Below are 17,073 nucleotides of genomic sequence, written 5' to 3'. Positions count from 1 at the left end.
CGCGCCTACGAAATGAACTCAAAAGCGATTTCTACTTCCGATCAAATGCTGCAGTACGCCAGCCAAAATCTCTAGTTACAGCACTTGGCTACCTGGTCCCCCACCAGGTAGCCTTTTTTCTTTTTCAATATTCACTACCTCACTCATTTTTGGCACGAACTCTGCAGCATTATTTCATGTGAAGTTGGTTTTTTCGGAGTGTCAAAATGAAAACAGTTGCCCCATTTTTAGTATTTCTTGCTGTGGCAATGTTATCGGGTTGCTACAACAATGAAGTCAAACGTGACCCTGCGTTTGCTGCTGTTCGTCCTGCTCCTATTGAGCCACAAGATAATTATGACGGTGCTATTTTTGACGCACGCAATAATATTTCTCTATTTGAAGATTATCGTGCAAGACGAGTCGGCGATATTTTGACGGTGAAGCTGGAAGAGCAGACTGATGCCGAAAAAGAAACAGAAACTACTGTCAGTAAATCAAATAGTAACAACATCGATAATCCAACATTGTTTGGTACTACTCCTCAATTCAATTTGCCCAGTCAGTTACCTTTAGCCAACACAACAGATAACAATTTGGCATTTGGTATTGGCTCTAACTCAGATTTTACTGGTGCGGGCGACAGTGATCAGAATAACAAACTGAGCGGTAATATCAGTGTTTCGGTTGTAGAAGTACTGCCAAACGGCAATATGGTGATTCGTGGTGAGCGAGTCATCACTATCAACCAAGGCAATGAATATATTCGGTTGTCAGGCATGATCAGTCCCAGAGATATTGAGGCCGATAATTCTATTTCGTCTATCCGCATTGCCGATGCCCAGATTTCTTATGTAGGAGATGGTCCGACTAATGATGCCAATGTGATGGGCTGGTTAAGTCGATTCTTCGTCAGTGCATTAATGCCTTTCTAAAGGGTGAAAGTTATGAAGTTCAAAGTGTTTGTCGCATTTGCGTTAATAATGAGTTCGGGTATGGCTTATGCCGAACGGGTCAAAGATCTAGCCTCAATTGCGGGTGTGCGAAATAACCAATTAATCGGTTATGGCCTTGTGGTCGGCCTCAATGGTACGGGTGATAAAACCAAGTTTACCGGCCAAAGTTTACGAAACATGCTGGTAGAAATGGGCATCAATATTCCACCAGGCACCGACCCAAAAAGTAAAAACGTTGCAGCCGTTTCAGTTCATGCCGATTTGCCGCCTTTCATGAAGCCTGGACAAACCATTGATATCACCGTTTCTTCTTTAGGGGATGCGAAAAGCTTACGTGGTGGTAGTTTATTGATGACCCCTTTAAAAGGGGCAGATGGACAGATTTATGCCATGGCACAAGGCAATTTAATTGTAGGTGGTTTTGGTGCTGACGCAGCTGATGGTTCACGCGTTACCGTCAATATTCCCAGTGCTGGTCGTGTGCCTAACGGTGCAACCGTCGAGCGGGCGGTCAGAAATGCATTGAATGTAGGAGATTCGATTATTCTGAATCTACATAGCCCTGACTTCACCACCGCCAGTCGTTTAAGTGATGCGATTAACCATACTCTGGGTAAAAACACGGCCTTTTCGATGGATGCTTCTTCCGTAAAAGTCAATGCGCCACGAGATCCTAATCAACGAGTACCCTTTTTATCACTGATTGAAAATTTAGAGCTGAGCCCAGGTGAGGCCCCTGCCAGAGTCGTGGTTAACTCACGCAGCGGAACGGTCGTGATTGGTCAGCATGTCAGAGTGAGTCCAGCTGCTGTCACTCATGGCAACTTATCAGTCACTATTTCAGCAAATCCTGAGGTTAGCCAGCCTGAACCGTTCTCACAAGGACAAACCGTGGTGACGCCTAACTACGACATCAACATCACGGAAGAAAATAGTCGTATGTTTGTGTTTAACCCGGGCGTGTCACTGGATGAAATCGTACGTGCTGTAAACCAAGTCGGCGCCGCACCTGGTGATTTGGTCGCCATCCTTGAGGCTCTCAAACAAGCGGGTGCGCTTAAAGCAGACTTAGTGGTCATTTAATCATGGCTTACGAATCGAATATTGCCCAGTCCGCTGTTGACTTTCATGGTCTGAACCAACTGCGTCAGCAAGCGGTGAAAGGTAGTGATGCTGAGCAAACACTTAAGCAGGTGGCTGGTCAGTTTGAGTCTTTATTTGTGAATATGATGCTCAAGTCCATGCGCCAAGCCAGTTTAGCTGAAGGCATGTTTGATTCGACACAAAGCAAAATGTATCAGGATATGGCTGATCAGCAACTGGCCTCAGATTTATCGATGCGAGGTGGTCTGGGACTGCAAGATGCCATCATCAAACAGCTAGGAAGTTATCAGTTGCAGTCCTCTCAACCAGCGAGAACGGATCAATCATACAGTTATGACACAGTGACTATTCGGCCAGCACTTGCTAAGAAAGTGAATGAACTGATGATCAAACAAATCCGTGAGATTCATGCAGAAAACGGTGAGATTGAGACAAAAGCAGACTTAATGAATCTTGGGGAAAAGGTTTTTAATTCACCCAAAGATTTTGTGCAAACCTTGTGGCCGTATGCACAACAAGCTGCAGATAAAATAGGCGTGTCGCCTGAAGTAATATTGTCGCAGGCTGCACTCGAAACCGGCTGGGGTAAATTTGTATTAAAAAGCAAAAGTGGTGAAACAAGCTTTAACCTGTTTAACATCAAAGCGGATAAAAGCTGGGACGGAGAGCGTGTCAGTAAAGTGGCACTTGAGTATCGTGATGGCAAAGCTTACAACGAGGCTTCTCAATTCCGTGCTTATGATTCTTACCAAGATAGCTTCAATGACTACGTTGAGTTTTTACAAACTCAACCACGCTACCGTAACGCATTGCAGCACACCAATGATGCTGAAGCCTTTGTTGAACACCTGCATAAAGCAGGGTTTGCAACCGATCCTCAATACGCTGACAAAATAAAACGCATAATGAATAGTGACATTCTGGCACGAATTTCGCTGGAGTCAGACCATGCATAATCACGCTGACGAGTTAAGGAGCATGCCATGAGTCTGCTAGGGATTGGGACATCGGCATTATTAACAGCCCAAGGTAATTTATCGACGACAAGTCATAACATCAGTAACGTCAATACTGAGGGATACACTCGCCAGCGTGCTGACCAAGCCACCCGTACACCTGACTACAAAGGAGATATGTATTTTGGTACGGGTGTACAGATAACCTCGGTTGAACGTGTTTATGACACCTTTCTGGCGAGCCAGGTTAGAACGTATACCGCACAAGAAGCAGCCCAAAGAAGCTATCTCAGTTATTCACAACAGGTAGATGATCTACTTGGTTCGGAAGACTTAGGTCTGAGTACAGGCATCAGTGAGTTTTTCAACTCAGTAAATGAGGTGGCAAACGATCCTACCTCTATAGCGGCCAGACAATTGATGCTGACCCGTGGTGAACTCTTAGCGAATCGTTTTAACACCATGGACTCACAGCTAACAAAGCTAGACGAGCAGGTTGATTACGATATCACCGTTGCCATTGATGACATCAATAATCTGTCGAAAAGTATTGCCGAGTTAAATTCGGCCATTACTGCCGCCACAGGTGCTGGTGGATCACCGAATGATTTACTTGATAAGCGTGACAAACTGATCACAGATCTTTCCGAGATCGTCTCAGTGAATGTTATTGAGCAATCAAACGGCACCACAAATATCCTGATTGGTAATGGCCAGGCCCTTGTCGCGGGCACAAAAAGTATGGCTCTAACGACGGTTACGGATACCTCAACCAGTCCACCAAGATTAGGTATTGGCTACGGTGATAGTAGTACGAATATTACCAGTCAGTTATCTGGTGGTACCTTAGGTGGGGCTTTGGATTTCCGTGACACGATTATCGATGATGTGAGAGCGGAGCTTGATGTGTTGGCACAAGCCGTTGTGGAAGGTTTTAATGCTGTCCACAACAACACGACGAATATTGCCAATGGCGGTCAGGGTTCAGTTGATTTGGATGGTAATGATGGTGGGGATTTCTTTAACCCGGCAAATATTACCGCTGCCACGATCTCCTTGGCAATCAGTGATCCGCGTGCTATTGCCGCTTCCTCTAAATTTGATGCGGCAACAGGTACGATAAATATTTCTGGCTCTGGCAATAACGAAAACGCTTTGGCGCTGGCTAATCTGGAAACAGATAAAACGCTCGTGACCATTGCCCCCGGTGTAACTCGTTCCCTATCAGAAGGTTATGCCGTGCTGGTGTCTGATGTCGCCACCAGAACTCAGCAAGCAGAAGCCAGTCAGGAAACACAATTAGCATTGTTGCAGCAGACCGAACAGCGTTTCGACGCGGTAGGCGGTGTAAATCTGGATGAAGAAGCCGCTCAGCTGATCAAGTTTCAGCAAGCCTATCAGGCGGCATCACAGATCATTATTGTGTCCAATACTATTTTTGATTCACTGATTAATGCTGTTTAGGAGATTATCATGAGAATTTCTACATCCTATATTCAACAGCAAAGTGTTGATACGATGCTGGCCCAACAAAAGCAGTTGGCGGATACCCAGTTACAAGTCTCAACGGGGCAACGAATTCTAAGACCGTCAGATGACCCGGTGGCAGCAGTAAAGTCATTGAACTATCAGCGTGAAGTCAGCATCAACGAACAGTATCAGGCGAATGCCGATGTGGCTAATAACAAACTTAATGCCGCTGAAAATGCCTTAACCAGTGCAACAAATATTGTTCAACGGATCCGTGAGCTGGCTGTGCAAGCACTTAATGACAGCAACGATGCCAATGCCCGAGCAGGTATCGCAGAAGAAATTGATGAGTTGAATAAGTCTCTCGTGAGCCTGGCGAACACCACAGATGCGAACGGCGAGTTTTTATTCTCTGGTTATCAATCTTTTACACAAGCGTTTGACACTACCACATTTGCTTATGGCGGCGATGGTGGGCAACGCAGTATGCGTGTAGGCAGCGATTATTCTGTTGAAGCAACCTTTCCCGGCGATGAGCTATTTGTTATCACCAATGCCGACACAACTACTCAGGCGGTTTTCCAAACCATTGATGATTTTTCTACCGCGCTTAAAGCCAATACTATAGGCACAGCCCCTAATAATGGTGAGTTTCTTGATAATATGTCGACAGCCATTGATTCATTAACGACAGCAAGAACCGCTGTAGGTGCCCGAATCAATTCAATAGACCAGCAACGTAGTATTAATGAAGACAGCTTAGCTAGTCTGGAAACGAGCCTAACTAAACTTAAAGACTTGGATTATGCCGAAGCCATTTCACGCTTAAACTCGCAAACAACGGGTTTGCAGGCGGCTCAACAAGCCTATGTCAAAGTGCAAGGACTGTCCCTCTTTAACTTTTTATGAAACACTGACATTTTTACACTCGTCAGTTATAAAAATATGAAAGCAGTAATCCTGGCTGGTGGTTTAGGCACCCGTATCAGTGAAGAGTCCATCAATAAGCCGAAACCAATGATAGAAATAGGTGGAAAGCCTATTCTTTGGCATATTATGAAAATCTATTCCTATCATGGCGTGAATGATTTTATTATCTGCTGTGGATATAAGGGTTATCTCATCAAGGAGTATTTTGCGAATTATTTTTTGCATATGTCAGACGTCACGTTTGATATGCAAAATAATAAAATGCATGTACATGAAGCGCATGCGGAGCCTTGGAAAGTAACCTTAGTGGACACAGGTGACAATAGTATGACGGGCGGGCGTATTCGTCGGATCGCCGATTATGTCAAAGATGAAGACGCTTTCTGTTTAACCTACGGTGATGGTGTCGGTAATATTGATATAGCTGGCAGTATCGAATTTCATCAACAACATGGAAATCTTGCCACGGTCACGGCTGCTTATCCACAGGCAAAATTTGGCGCCTTGGATATTAAAGATGATTGCGTGATTAACTTTCAGGAAAAACCCAAGGGTGATAACAGTATGGTCAGTGGTGGCTTTTTTGTGTTGTCACCCAAAGTGATTGATTACATCAGCGACGATAAGACGAGTTGGGAAGGCCGACCATTGGAGAAATTAGTAGCTGAAAAACAGTTACGAGTATTCCGACATGAGGGGTTTTGGCAACCCATGGATACGCTTAGAGACAAACAGCACCTTGAGCACTTATGGCAGTCAAATCAGGCACCATGGAAAGTGTGGTGATTGATAAGACTTTTTGGCATAACAAATCCGTTCTGATTACCGGACATACCGGTTTTAAAGGTAGCTGGTTGAGCTTGTGGTTAACTCAGCTTGGCGCCAAAGTAACGGGTTATGCGCTTGCGCCAAATACCACACCTTCAATATATGAAACTCTCGAGTTAGAGACAATTATCAACTCTGTGATGGCAGATATTTCTGATTTATCAACGCTATCTGAACTTGTGAATCAGACACAGCCCGATGTGGTGTTTCATCTCGCTGCACAGTCATTAGTTAAACCCAGTTACCTTGTTCCTGTTGAAACCTATCAAACCAATGTGATGGGGACAGTCAATCTTCTAGAAGCCGTCAGACATTGTCCCAGTGTTCAAGCTGTGGTCGTGGTGACCTCAGATAAATGTTACGAAAATCATGAGTGGTCTTGGCCATACCGCGAAAACGATCGGTTGGGTGGGCATGACCCATACAGCAATAGTAAAGGCTGTGCCGAGCTTGTCACCAGTGCCTATCGACAGTCCTTTTTTATGGGTAATAAAACTGCCGTCGCTAGTGCGCGTGCCGGTAATGTGATTGGTGGCGGTGATTGGTCTGAATACCGGTTAATCCCAGATTTAATAAAGGCCAATCAGACAGGTCATTCGCTTGAGATTCGTCATCCGCGAGCTATTAGACCTTGGCAGCATGTATTGGAGCCTTTATCAGGTTATTTATTACTGGCTCAACACATGGTTGAGCGCGGTGCGGAAGTAGCTGATGCATGGAATTTTGGTCCTGCTATGGAAGACACGAAGCCTGTAGATTATATTGTGGAATTTGCTCAGCAGCGTTGGCCGTCTCTTGATTGGTTTGCACCTCAGCATAACGAGCATCATGAAGCATCAATACTGATGCTCGACTGTAGTAAAGCCCGACAACAATTAGACTGGCAACCTGTTTGGCATATTGATGATGCACTGTCTCTCACATTTGACTGGTATGATGCTTTTTATTCTGGAAAGCCCATGCGCGAGATAAGCCTGCAACAAATTCAGCAGTTTGTTCAGGCGAGTAAGCGAGCTCGATAACATAAAGCAACATTATGAACCCAATGTATTCTCATGATATGACCAATCACGCTGCTACTTTTACTTGCGGTGAACTGTGTGTTGTCAATAAACCTGCCACCTCGCCAACTTTATGTGTCGTGATTTCTCAGGAAGAAGCCGTCATAGAGTGTTATGAAGTAATGGCTTTAACAGACAATCCTTCAACTTCAGTGGATAACTGGTTTTTGTTATCGGAAGCGACAGCAAGCCGTTCAGCAGAATACCTGGATTTACGGCAGCCTATTTTTACTGGTCCAATGAATATCGCCAGTCGACAAGGTCAACTTTCGGCTTCAACAGTAGAAGCGTTATTACGTGCCTTAGTTCAACGTCAAGTGAAACGCTACAGCCAACATAAATTTCAATCAAAGGCTTTCCTGCCTGGGCAGAATGCTGTTGCAGTGTCTGGAAAAGTTTTGGATAACAATGATATCCAGCATATGGTGGATGCCTCACTGGATGGGTGGCTAACAACAGGACGGTTTAATGCCCAGTTTGAAAAAGCACTGGCAGAATTTATCGATGTAAAACATGTTCTCACGGTAAACTCAGGTTCTTCAGCGAACTTGTTGGCATTAACTGCACTGACGTCACCTAAGTTAGGTGATAAAGCATTACAAAAAGGCGATGAAGTCATCACTGTCGCGGCTGGGTTCCCGACTACGGTGAATCCCATCTTACAAAACGGTTTAGTCCCGGTTTTTGTTGATATTACCTTACCTTCTTACAATATCGACGTCAGTCAGCTTGAGGCGGCGTTATCTGATAAAACCCGAGCCATCATGATGGCGCATACATTAGGGAATACGTTCAATATTGATGCTGTTGTGCGTTTTGCCCGTCAACATAATTTATGGTTAATCGAAGATTGTTGTGATGCATTAGGCACCACTTATTCACCCTCCGTTGAGCTTACAGATTATCGTGGACAAGTAATTGAGTTAGATAAGCCCCGTCATGTAGGCACTTTTGGTGATATTGCAACCTTAAGCTTTTATCCGGCTCATCATATTACGATGGGAGAAGGTGGCGCGGTTTATACCAACAATGGTCAACTAAAATTGATTCTGGAGTCATTTCGTGATTGGGGCAGAGACTGTTTTTGTGAGCCAGGCAAAGATAATACCTGCAATAAACGCTTTAGTTATCAATTAGGGCAATTGCCTTGTGGCTATGATCATAAATACACCTATTCTCATCTTGGCTATAACCTGAAAATTTCTGATATGCAGGCCGCTGTGGGCTTGTCTCAATTGGATAAAGTCACGGGCTTTATTGAAAAGCGTAAAGCTAACTTTCAACGTTTATATGCTGGCTTAACTTCTCTACAAGATTATTTGTTACTGCCGGAAGCAGAAAATAATGCTGAACCGTCCTGGTTTGGTTTTGCTATTACCTTAAAACAAGGTAATCGAGCTGAATTTATTCAGTATCTTGAACAACATAAGATAGCCAACCGGCTGGTTTTTGGCGGTAATCTTATCAAACAGCCGTATTTTGAACAGCAAAGCTATCGTAAAGTTGGCGAATTAACCGTCACCGATCAGGTCATGAATGATTCGTTGTGGATCGGCGTTTTTCCGGGGCTATCTGATGAGATGATTGATTATATGATCGACACTATCCAATCTTATTTCAAAGTGTGAGTGATGACTGACAAAACACCGATGTATCAAAAGTTATTCGTGCTGGAAATGGCCAATAATCACCAAGGTGATATTGCTCATGGCAAGCAGGTTATTCAGCAGATGAAACAAGTATGTGACGACTTTCCTTTCCAGTTTGCCTTTAAATTGCAGTACCGTAACCTGAAAACCTTTATTCATCCTGATTATCGCGATAGACAAGATATTAAATACGTTAAACGGTTTCGTGATACAGAGTTAGACGAAGCCCAACTGCTGGAGTTAAAAAAAGCCATTGATGAAGCAGGCTTTATTTCCATGTGTACGCCGTTTGATGAAGCCTCTGTTGACTGGATTGAACAACATGGTTTTGACATCTTAAAAATTGCCTCCTGTTCACTTACTGATTGGCCATTACTAGAACGTATCGCTCAATCCTCTTTGCCGCTGGTGATGTCTACCGCCGGTGCCACGATGGAAGAGATTGACAATGTCGTTCAGTTTTTCTTACATCGCCACAAACAGTTAGCGGTGATGCATTGTGTTGGTGAATATCCAACGCCACGACAAAATTTACAATTAGGTCAAATTGCTCTATTAAAACAACGGTTTCCTGAGGTGACGGTGGGCTATTCAACCCATGAAAATCCTAATGAGACGGAAGCAGTAAAAATGGCCGTCGCCATGGGGGCGCAGCTGTTTGAAAAGCATGTTGGGGTAGGTGAGCTCAATGCTTACTCGGCGAACCCTGAACAAGTCAGACAATGGTTACTCTCAGCGCAAGAAGCTTATGCCATGCTTGGTCTTGAGGGCGAGCGTGTGGCGGTGACAGAGACAGAATTAACCACACTGAATTCATTACGCCGAGCGGTGTTTGCTAAACAAGATCTCGCTGCAGGCAAAGCATTGCAAACAGAAGATTTTTACTTGGCGATTCCAAGTCAACCCGGTCAACTATTAGCTAATGACTTATCCAAATACAAACAGTTTGAGTTAAAAGCGGCGGTAAAGGCTAATGAACCTTTATTACTCGAGCAATTAGAAATCACCGATACCCGTGACATGGTTTCAGCTTCATTATCTAAAGTGTGTGCTTTATTACGTGAAGCCGGTATTGCTATTGCGGATGGCGTGAACTGCCAATTATCGCATCACTATGGCATCGAGAAGTTCGAAGAAACAGGTGCGACCATTATTGATGTGGTTAACCGTGAATACTGTAAAAAGATTCTGGTGTTACTGCCAGGACAAAATCATCCCGTGCACGCTCATCATAAAAAAGAAGAAACCTTTAATGTGCTGGCGGGAGAAATGCACTTACAACTAGGTGATGAGCTAAAAACCATCAAAGCCGGTGAAATGGTCACCGTTGAGCGCGGTGTTAAACATGCTTTTAGCAGTGAAACTGGGGCGATATTTGAAGAGTTATCCACCACACATTTCACTGATGACTCATATTACGACGATAAAAGCATCAACCAGAACAGTCGTCGCAAAACGAACCTGATCTTTCGTGCTGACTGGCTAACTACGGAGTGGGCATGAGCGAACAACGCGTTGCTGACTATATCTTTGCCCGAGTGGCTGAATTAGGTGTTAAAGAGGTTTTCTTACTTCCTGGTGGTGGCGCCATGCATCTTGTGGATGCCTTGGGACAGAATCCTGATATCACTTTCATACCGACTCATCACGAACAAGCGGCTGCGATTGCTGCTGAAGCCTACTCTCGCGTGAATGAAACACTCGGTGTGGCGCTGGTCACCACAGGGCCAGGTGCAACCAATGCTTTAACTGCCGTAGCGGGTGCCTGGATTGAGTCTGTGCCATTGCTGATTATTTCCGGTCAGGTGAAACGGGCCGATATGAAAGCTGATAGCGGTGTACGGCAAATGGGCCCGCAGGAAGTCGATATCGTGTCGATGGTTAAACCCATTACCAAATATGCCATCACCGTTGATGAGCCAGAGAATATTGGTCTTTATCTTGATAAGGCTTTACATGAAGCGATGACAGGGCGAAAAGGCCCTGTCTGGCTGGATGTGCCTTTGGATGTACAAGCCAGTTTGATTGAGCCGGAAGAGCTAGCCCGGGATGAGTCGAATACAGACACTGAGTCAGACTGTGCACTTGAGCTGGATGAAGTTATCCAACTCATTCAGCAGGCAGAGCGTCCTATTATTCTGGCAGGTCATGGTATCCGTCTATCAGGTGCCGCTGACGCATTCAAACAACTTTATGAAAAAACCGGTATTCCGGTATTAACCACATGGAATTCTCTGGATCTAATTCCTTACGAACATTCATTATGTGCTGGTCGACCAGGTTCCGTGGCACTCAGACCGGCAAACTTTGCCGCCCAGAATTGTGATTTATTGATCAGCATTGGCGCCCGTCTGGATAATGTGGTCACCGCCCATAACCCGCAAAACTTTGCTCAATATGCCGATAAAGTGATTGTCGATATTGACGCCTCTGAACTGAAAAAACATCAGCTACCCAAAGCCCGTTTAATTCAGGCGAATGCCAAAACCTTTATTGAACAGCTTATGACTGAGGTGAATGACGCACCTGCTGACTATGCTGACTGGATACATAAAATTACAGACTGGAAACAGCGTTATCCTCGCTGTGATGGTCAAACCTTTCCTGAGCAAGGTGAAATCAGCCATTATCATTTTATTGATCGACTATCAGCTTATACAGCTGAGAATGAACTGATCATTACCGGTAGTTCGGGCTTAGCTGTGGAAGTGTTTTATTCCACCTTTGTGAACAAAACCGGACAGCGTGTTTTTCTCACCTCGGGTTTAGGTTCTATGGGCTATGGTTTGCCCGCGGCGATTGGTGGCTGTCTGGCCTCAGGCAGAAAGCCCGTTGTCTCGGTAGAAGGTGACGGAAGTTTGCAGCTTAATCTTCAAGAATTAAGCACCTTAAAATCCCTCAATTTACCTATACGCCTATTCATTATGAACAATAATGGTTATGCCTCAATTAGAAATACACAACGAAATTATTTTGATGAACGCTATGTGGCAACAGGGCAAGAAGCCGGTTTATTGATACCGGACTTAGTCAAACTGTCTGAAGCGATTGGCCTTGATGCTGTTCGTATAAATGACGCCAGTGAGTTGGATGAAAAAATCCAATATGTTCTCAATCATCCAGGCCCAATTCTTTGTGATGTTACTATCATTAAAGACGAAGCGTTATGGCCAAAAGTGTCAGCTATTCCTCAAGCGAATGGTTCGATGATATCGATGCCATTGGAGGATATGTCACCTTTGTTATCCACAGAGCAGCTTCAAAAAGAAATGTCAGTTCCCGTTTCTCCTAATTCAATCTTGGTTGAGCGCCGCTATTGATGTTGTATTCTATTCAAGAATCAAAAATACCATGAGTTTATACTGTCGAGTTTGTGATGCGGCACTTGGTGCCACACCGTCGTTGAGTTATTGTGGTATGCCAAAATCTGCCCAGTATTTTCCTGATGAATTCAATGCTGGCAATGATTTTGGTGTCGATTTGCATGTATATGAGTGTAATGCCTGCGGCTTGATCCAGCTTAGCGCTGAGCCTGTTAGTTATTATCGGGAAGTCATACGAGCGACATCCGTTTCGGCTGAGATGGCCGCTTTTCGCCATGATCAATTTACAGACTGGGTTGAAAAGTACCAACTGCATCAGAAAAAAGTGTTAGAAGTTGGCTGTGGCAGAGGTGAGTATTTAGAGATTTTGGCACAAACAGGTGTTGATGCCTACGGTGTTGAATATGGCGAATTAGCCTCGGAGCATTGCCAATCTCTAGGACTAAATGTTGAAAAGCTATTTCTCGAAGACCGGCTTACCAGAGTTGCTGCTTGCCCTTTTGATGCTTTTGTCATGCTCAACTTTTTAGAACATTTGCCATCTCCTGTTCATTCCTTACAAGCTATTGCTGACAACCTCAAAAGTGATGCGATTGGCCTCGTTGAGGTACCAAACTTTGAAATGATAATGGAGAAGGAGCTTTTTTCAGAGTTTATACCTGACCATCTGTCTTACTTTTCTAAAGAAACGTTGATAACTACGCTCAATTTAGCTGGTTTTGAGGTGTTGTCTTGTCAGGCGGTATGGCATGATTACAATCTTTCAGCTGTGGTTAGAAAGCGTGCCACCAAAAACCTAAAGCGGTTTGAATTGTTTCAGCATGATCTAAAACGACAACTCGATCACTACATCAACATTTTTCCTTCCAATTCTGTTGCTATATGGGGTGCCGGTCACCAAGCATTGGCCATTATGGCGTTGGCCAACCTCAGTGGAAAGATTCGTTTTGTAGTGGATTCAGCTAAATTCAAACAAAATAAACTAACACCGGCCACACACATACCTATCACCGCCCCAGCAAAATTAGAGCAGGAGCCCATCGCTGCCATCATTATCATGGCCGGTAGTTTTTCGGATGAAATTTATAGGATTCTGAAAACGATGAGATTGAATAATCCTGGTATTGCCGTGGTTGATGGTGCCAACTTGAAAATTCTGGAGTAATGCAGTGACTGTACTGAAGAATAAAAAATATATTTTCTTTGATTTTGATGGCACGTTGGTAGATTCGGCTGCCTGTATCCTATCAAGCTATGAATTTGTGATGCAGACTTTTGATATGAAGCCCAAGGTCAAGATTGAACAAGGCATTATCGGACCACCTCTTCCTGAGACAATGAAAATGCTTGTGGGTGATGTTTCTGAAAAAACATTGAGTGAAATGACTCAGTGCTTTAAGGAAAGGTATGACGCTATAGTTGAAAAAGAGACGCTTGCTTATTCTGGTATTGAGGATGTTTTAAATCAATTGAAAGCCAGTGATAAACAACTATTTATAGCCACTAATAAGCGAACAGAGCCGACCTTTAGTGTGATAAACGAACTTAACTGGAAGAGTCTGTTTGAATCGATACAATGTGTTGATATGTTACCCACAGGGCAGCAGAGTAAAACCAATTTGTTATCAAATATGTTGCACGAGTTCGAGGTAGATCCTTCCCAAGCTCTTTATATCGGTGATCGTACAGATGATCAGATCGCAGCCTTGTCAAATCAGGTTGACTTCGTTGCCGTGGCATGGGGATATGGTGATTGGTCAGATTATGACGGGGTTTGTCTGTCGCAAGTAAATGCACTTAATTCTTTACTTGAAGTGGACTGAGCGGGAAGTCGAGAAAGCGAATTTTGAAGAAAGTTTTAATTACTGGCGGCAATGGTTTTATTGCTAGAAGTCTTGCTCGTGAATTTGTAGAAAAATACGATTTAACAGTCTGCTCTAGGAGTGAGCTGGACTTACTCAACGTGAATCATGTTTCAGAATTTCTTCGACATCATCATTTTGATGTCATTATCCACACTGCTACCTATGATGCCGCACCTAAGGGTTCAAAAAAGGCCCCTTCGATGGTTCTCGAATACAACATGAGGATGTTCACAAATCTTGTTCGCTGTGAGCATGATTATGGCAAGCTGCTTTACTTCGGTTCTGGTGCCGAGTTTAGTCGTCCTCACTGGATACCAAAAATGCGTGAGACGTTTTTTGATAAACATGTGCCTCAGGACCAATATGGTTATTCAAAGTACTTAATGACCAAAATAGCTGAATCAAAAAACAATATTATCAACTTGCGGTTATTTGGTGTGTTTGGTGAGTTAGACGACTGGCGTTATCGGTTTCTTTCAAATATTTGTTGTCACGCATTAAAAAAACAATCTATTACCGTGCAGCAAAATGCAAAAGTAGATTTTCTTTACATCAAAGACTTAATCAAAGTTGTTCAGTGGTTTGTTGACTATCAGCCACAACACTCTGTATACAATGTATGTTCTGGAATGGCTTACGAATACACTGAGCTAGCAGCTAGCGTAGCTAAATTGTATTCATCAGAAGAAATTGATGTTGTTATCCATAATCAACAGATTCGTCATGAGTATAGTGGTGACAATAGTCTTCTATTAAAAGAAATACCGGATCTAAAATTAACACCAATACAAACTTCATTGAGCTCACTTTTGCAGTGGTATCAAGCGCACCAAGATGAGATTGACCCTCGTCAATTTCATTATTGAATTAATGTTAAGATAAATCTAGTCGATATGATTTGTATTCAATGATTATTTCTAATCAATCAACTCCAATACCGAGAAGAAAATATGCTTACACCAGCTGAACAAGCGAAAAGGAGTGATCTTCGAGCAAGAAAGCCCTACATTGCAGACAAACTGGCGAATATCAAAAATATGGAAGAACGGGGAGAAATAAGTCCCATCATCAGGCTGGAAAAAAGTTACTTGTGTAATTTCCAATGCTCACATTGCTCTGCTGAGTACTATATGGATAGACATTTAGAAAAAGTGCTTCATGTCCAGGATGAGCGTGAAAAAATTGATTTAGCGTTTATTAGAAATTTATCAAAACAAGCCGATGAATTAGGTTTAGCTCGTTTCGTTATCACTGGTGGCGAACCTTTAGTGATGCGTGACCTGGATGAAGTGGTTGAAGCGATAGATCCGGATAAACATTATGTCATCTTAGATACAAATGGCTGGTTTTTAGATGATGCAAAAGCCGAACACCTCAAGTCTATTGGTGTAGAGAAAATTCAACTCTCACTCGATAGTTTTATAGAAGAAGAGCACGATTCATTCAGAAATAAAAAAGGCTCATACAAGCGAGTGATGCGGGCAATTGATGCCTCATTGAATGCCGGCCTGAACTTGCTATTATCAACCGTACTCATTAAAGGTCGTGCTCACACACAAGAATTTATTGATTTGTGTGAGTTCTGTACAGAAAAAGGTGTGGGTTTATATGTGTCGTATGCGAAGCCAACGGGGTCGTGTACAGAACATCCTGAGTTTGTCATCACTAAAGAAGATGCTGATCGTATAAGAGAGCTCGAGAAAAAATATTCTGTGTTCACCCACATGACACCCTCATATGGCTCATATAAAGGCTGCATCACGGTAAAAGGCATAATAACGGTTACATCAACGGGTGAGATTACACCTTGCCCTTACATTGATTTTTCCATAGGTAATTTAAAAGAGACGCCATTAAAAGATATTTTGGATCGAGGTATGCGAAACCCATGGCTTGGCCCTCATCGCCCTGATTGTCTTATTGGTGAGGATGAAAAATTTATTCGTATTCACACAGAAAAAACAGCCAACGCCAAATTTTTGCCACTTCCTTGGGGGGAAGGCTTTTCAGATAAAGACTCATTGTTTGATTAATTTATCTTGTCTGTTTAATCAGACTCTTACGACCATAGGTATGAAGTTTGCTTAGAATTAGTAGCAAATAAAGACGTTAGTCTAATCGGAATAAGTAATGACCATATTGAATTCTCAATTTTCACCACAGCTTTCAGATACCGAAGAATGCTTCGATATTCATGGTCGATGTATTCCTGGCAGCATACAAGGTCAAGCCCATCAAAAAACAAGACGCTACTTTATCTTGGATACACCGGATATTGATTTACAGCAGATATATTCTCGACATCAGAGCGTTTTTGATATTGAAAAGGTGTTGGCATTTTCATCCTTTGAACATAAAGTAAAAGCTATCAAAGCCTCTATTGCTAAGCATTCGAGCATGGAAAACATATTACAAGGGCCAGCGATTCCTTTTATTCTTCCTCAGATTCATCAGAATGATATTGGGCAAGAACTGGAACAGCGTTTTTTGCCAGCCATAGCCCAGCTTTATGCAGATAACTTTCCCGACTCTGACTTTACTAATCATGTTGAAGAGTCTTTAGTGGCTAAACTCGTACCCGCTGCATCTGGACGACAGCAGTATTTACTTAACAAGGTAAGAGAATCTGCAGTTGTAGGGATGTATTTTCCTTGCTTTTTAGGCTTTTCTGTTGAAGCCGCGAGGCAGCAGATCGAATTATTTCCTGAGAATTTTCTATTGTCTGGAGCCTATGACACAACAGCAGCTTTTATTTCGTTGCCAGAGTTATTGTTCAGGAAAGATGGTTATCCTCCTTTACTATGGTTAGCGGGTATGGAGACGGATAATCCCAAAGCGAATTATCATTTTGAAGCGTATGGTTATAACCTAACGTTTAATAAGCGACCTCATTTTAATCAGGCGGCGGAATATTGGGCTTCTGGCATCACTGTGCTGGAATGAAAACAACAT

Annotated in this window: 16 protein-coding genes; all 16 read left to right on the top strand. The window is 43.2% G+C overall.

Annotated features, from left to right (window positions below):
- The coding region (locus tag B3014_RS01835) for a flagellar basal body rod C-terminal domain-containing protein (RefSeq protein WP_289286887.1) at positions 1-75 on the top strand (75 nt) is incomplete at its 5' end.
- A 131-nt stretch (positions 76-206) separates the two neighbouring features.
- The gene (locus B3014_RS01830; protein ID WP_289244608.1) at positions 207-914 is read left to right on the top strand and encodes a flagellar basal body L-ring protein FlgH; all 708 of its coding nucleotides are present in this window, start codon (positions 207-209) and stop codon (positions 912-914) included.
- Positions 915-926: 12 nt separating this feature from the next.
- Positions 927-2,018 (top strand): flagellar basal body P-ring protein FlgI, encoded by a 1,092-nt coding sequence (locus B3014_RS01825; protein ID WP_289244609.1) that lies wholly within the window; start codon positions 927-929, stop codon positions 2,016-2,018.
- 2 nt (positions 2,019-2,020) lie between these two features.
- A complete protein-coding gene (gene flgJ, locus B3014_RS01820) occupies positions 2,021-2,995 on the top strand; it encodes a flagellar assembly peptidoglycan hydrolase FlgJ (protein ID WP_289244610.1) in 975 nt (324 codons plus the stop codon).
- A 27-nt stretch (positions 2,996-3,022) separates the two neighbouring features.
- Positions 3,023-4,459: a flagellar hook-associated protein FlgK gene (gene flgK, locus B3014_RS01815; protein WP_289244611.1), complete on the top strand. Its 1,437-nt coding sequence runs from the start codon at positions 3,023-3,025 to the stop codon at positions 4,457-4,459.
- Positions 4,460-4,468: 9 nt separating this feature from the next.
- On the top strand, positions 4,469-5,374 hold the full coding sequence (gene flgL / locus B3014_RS01810) for a flagellar hook-associated protein FlgL (RefSeq protein ID WP_289244612.1): 906 nt from the start codon (positions 4,469-4,471) through the stop codon (positions 5,372-5,374).
- Between the two features lie 36 nt (positions 5,375-5,410).
- Positions 5,411-6,181, top strand: a complete 771-nt coding sequence (rfbF, locus tag B3014_RS01805; protein ID WP_289244613.1) for a glucose-1-phosphate cytidylyltransferase — start codon at positions 5,411-5,413, stop codon at positions 6,179-6,181.
- Positions 6,145-7,245, top strand: coding sequence for a CDP-glucose 4,6-dehydratase (gene rfbG / locus B3014_RS01800; protein WP_289244614.1), 1,101 nt, complete (start codon positions 6,145-6,147; stop codon positions 7,243-7,245). The genes rfbF and rfbG overlap by 37 nt, the downstream gene beginning before the upstream one ends.
- 14 nt (positions 7,246-7,259) lie before the next feature.
- Positions 7,260-8,912, top strand: coding sequence for a lipopolysaccharide biosynthesis protein RfbH (gene rfbH / locus B3014_RS01795; protein ID WP_289244615.1), 1,653 nt, complete (start codon positions 7,260-7,262; stop codon positions 8,910-8,912).
- Between the two features lie 3 nt (positions 8,913-8,915).
- Positions 8,916-10,436 carry an N-acetylneuraminate synthase family protein gene (locus B3014_RS01790; protein WP_289244616.1) on the top strand — a complete coding sequence of 507 codons (1,521 nt, stop codon included), beginning with the start codon at positions 8,916-8,918 and terminating at the stop codon, positions 10,434-10,436.
- Positions 10,433-12,253 carry a thiamine pyrophosphate-binding protein gene (locus tag B3014_RS01785; protein WP_289244617.1) on the top strand — a complete coding sequence of 607 codons (1,821 nt, stop codon included), beginning with the start codon at positions 10,433-10,435 and terminating at the stop codon, positions 12,251-12,253. Before B3014_RS01790 ends, B3014_RS01785 begins: the two co-directional genes overlap by 4 nt.
- Before the next feature lie 31 nt (positions 12,254-12,284).
- Positions 12,285-13,421 carry a class I SAM-dependent methyltransferase gene (locus B3014_RS01780; RefSeq protein WP_289244618.1) on the top strand — a complete coding sequence of 379 codons (1,137 nt, stop codon included), beginning with the start codon at positions 12,285-12,287 and terminating at the stop codon, positions 13,419-13,421.
- 4 nt (positions 13,422-13,425) lie between these two features.
- The gene (locus tag B3014_RS01775) at positions 13,426-14,079 is read left to right on the top strand and encodes an HAD family hydrolase (protein ID WP_289244619.1); all 654 of its coding nucleotides are present in this window, start codon (positions 13,426-13,428) and stop codon (positions 14,077-14,079) included.
- Positions 14,080-14,102: 23 nt separating this feature from the next.
- Positions 14,103-14,987 (top strand): NAD-dependent epimerase/dehydratase family protein, encoded by an 885-nt coding sequence (locus B3014_RS01770; RefSeq protein WP_289244620.1) that lies wholly within the window; start codon positions 14,103-14,105, stop codon positions 14,985-14,987.
- 84 nt (positions 14,988-15,071) lie between these two features.
- Entirely contained in the window at positions 15,072-16,154 is a 1,083-nt protein-coding gene (locus B3014_RS01765; protein WP_289244621.1) for a radical SAM/SPASM domain-containing protein, read from the top strand.
- Positions 16,155-16,251: 97 nt separating this feature from the next.
- On the top strand, positions 16,252-17,064 hold the full coding sequence (locus B3014_RS01760) for a hypothetical protein (protein ID WP_289244622.1): 813 nt from the start codon (positions 16,252-16,254) through the stop codon (positions 17,062-17,064).
- Positions 17,065-17,073: the final 9 nt, after the last annotated feature.

This window comes from Methylophaga sp. UBA678 (assembly GCF_002299105.1).
Lineage (GTDB): Bacteria > Pseudomonadota > Gammaproteobacteria > Nitrosococcales > Methylophagaceae > Methylophaga > Methylophaga marina.
This window is presented reverse-complemented; position numbering and strand designations above follow the sequence as displayed.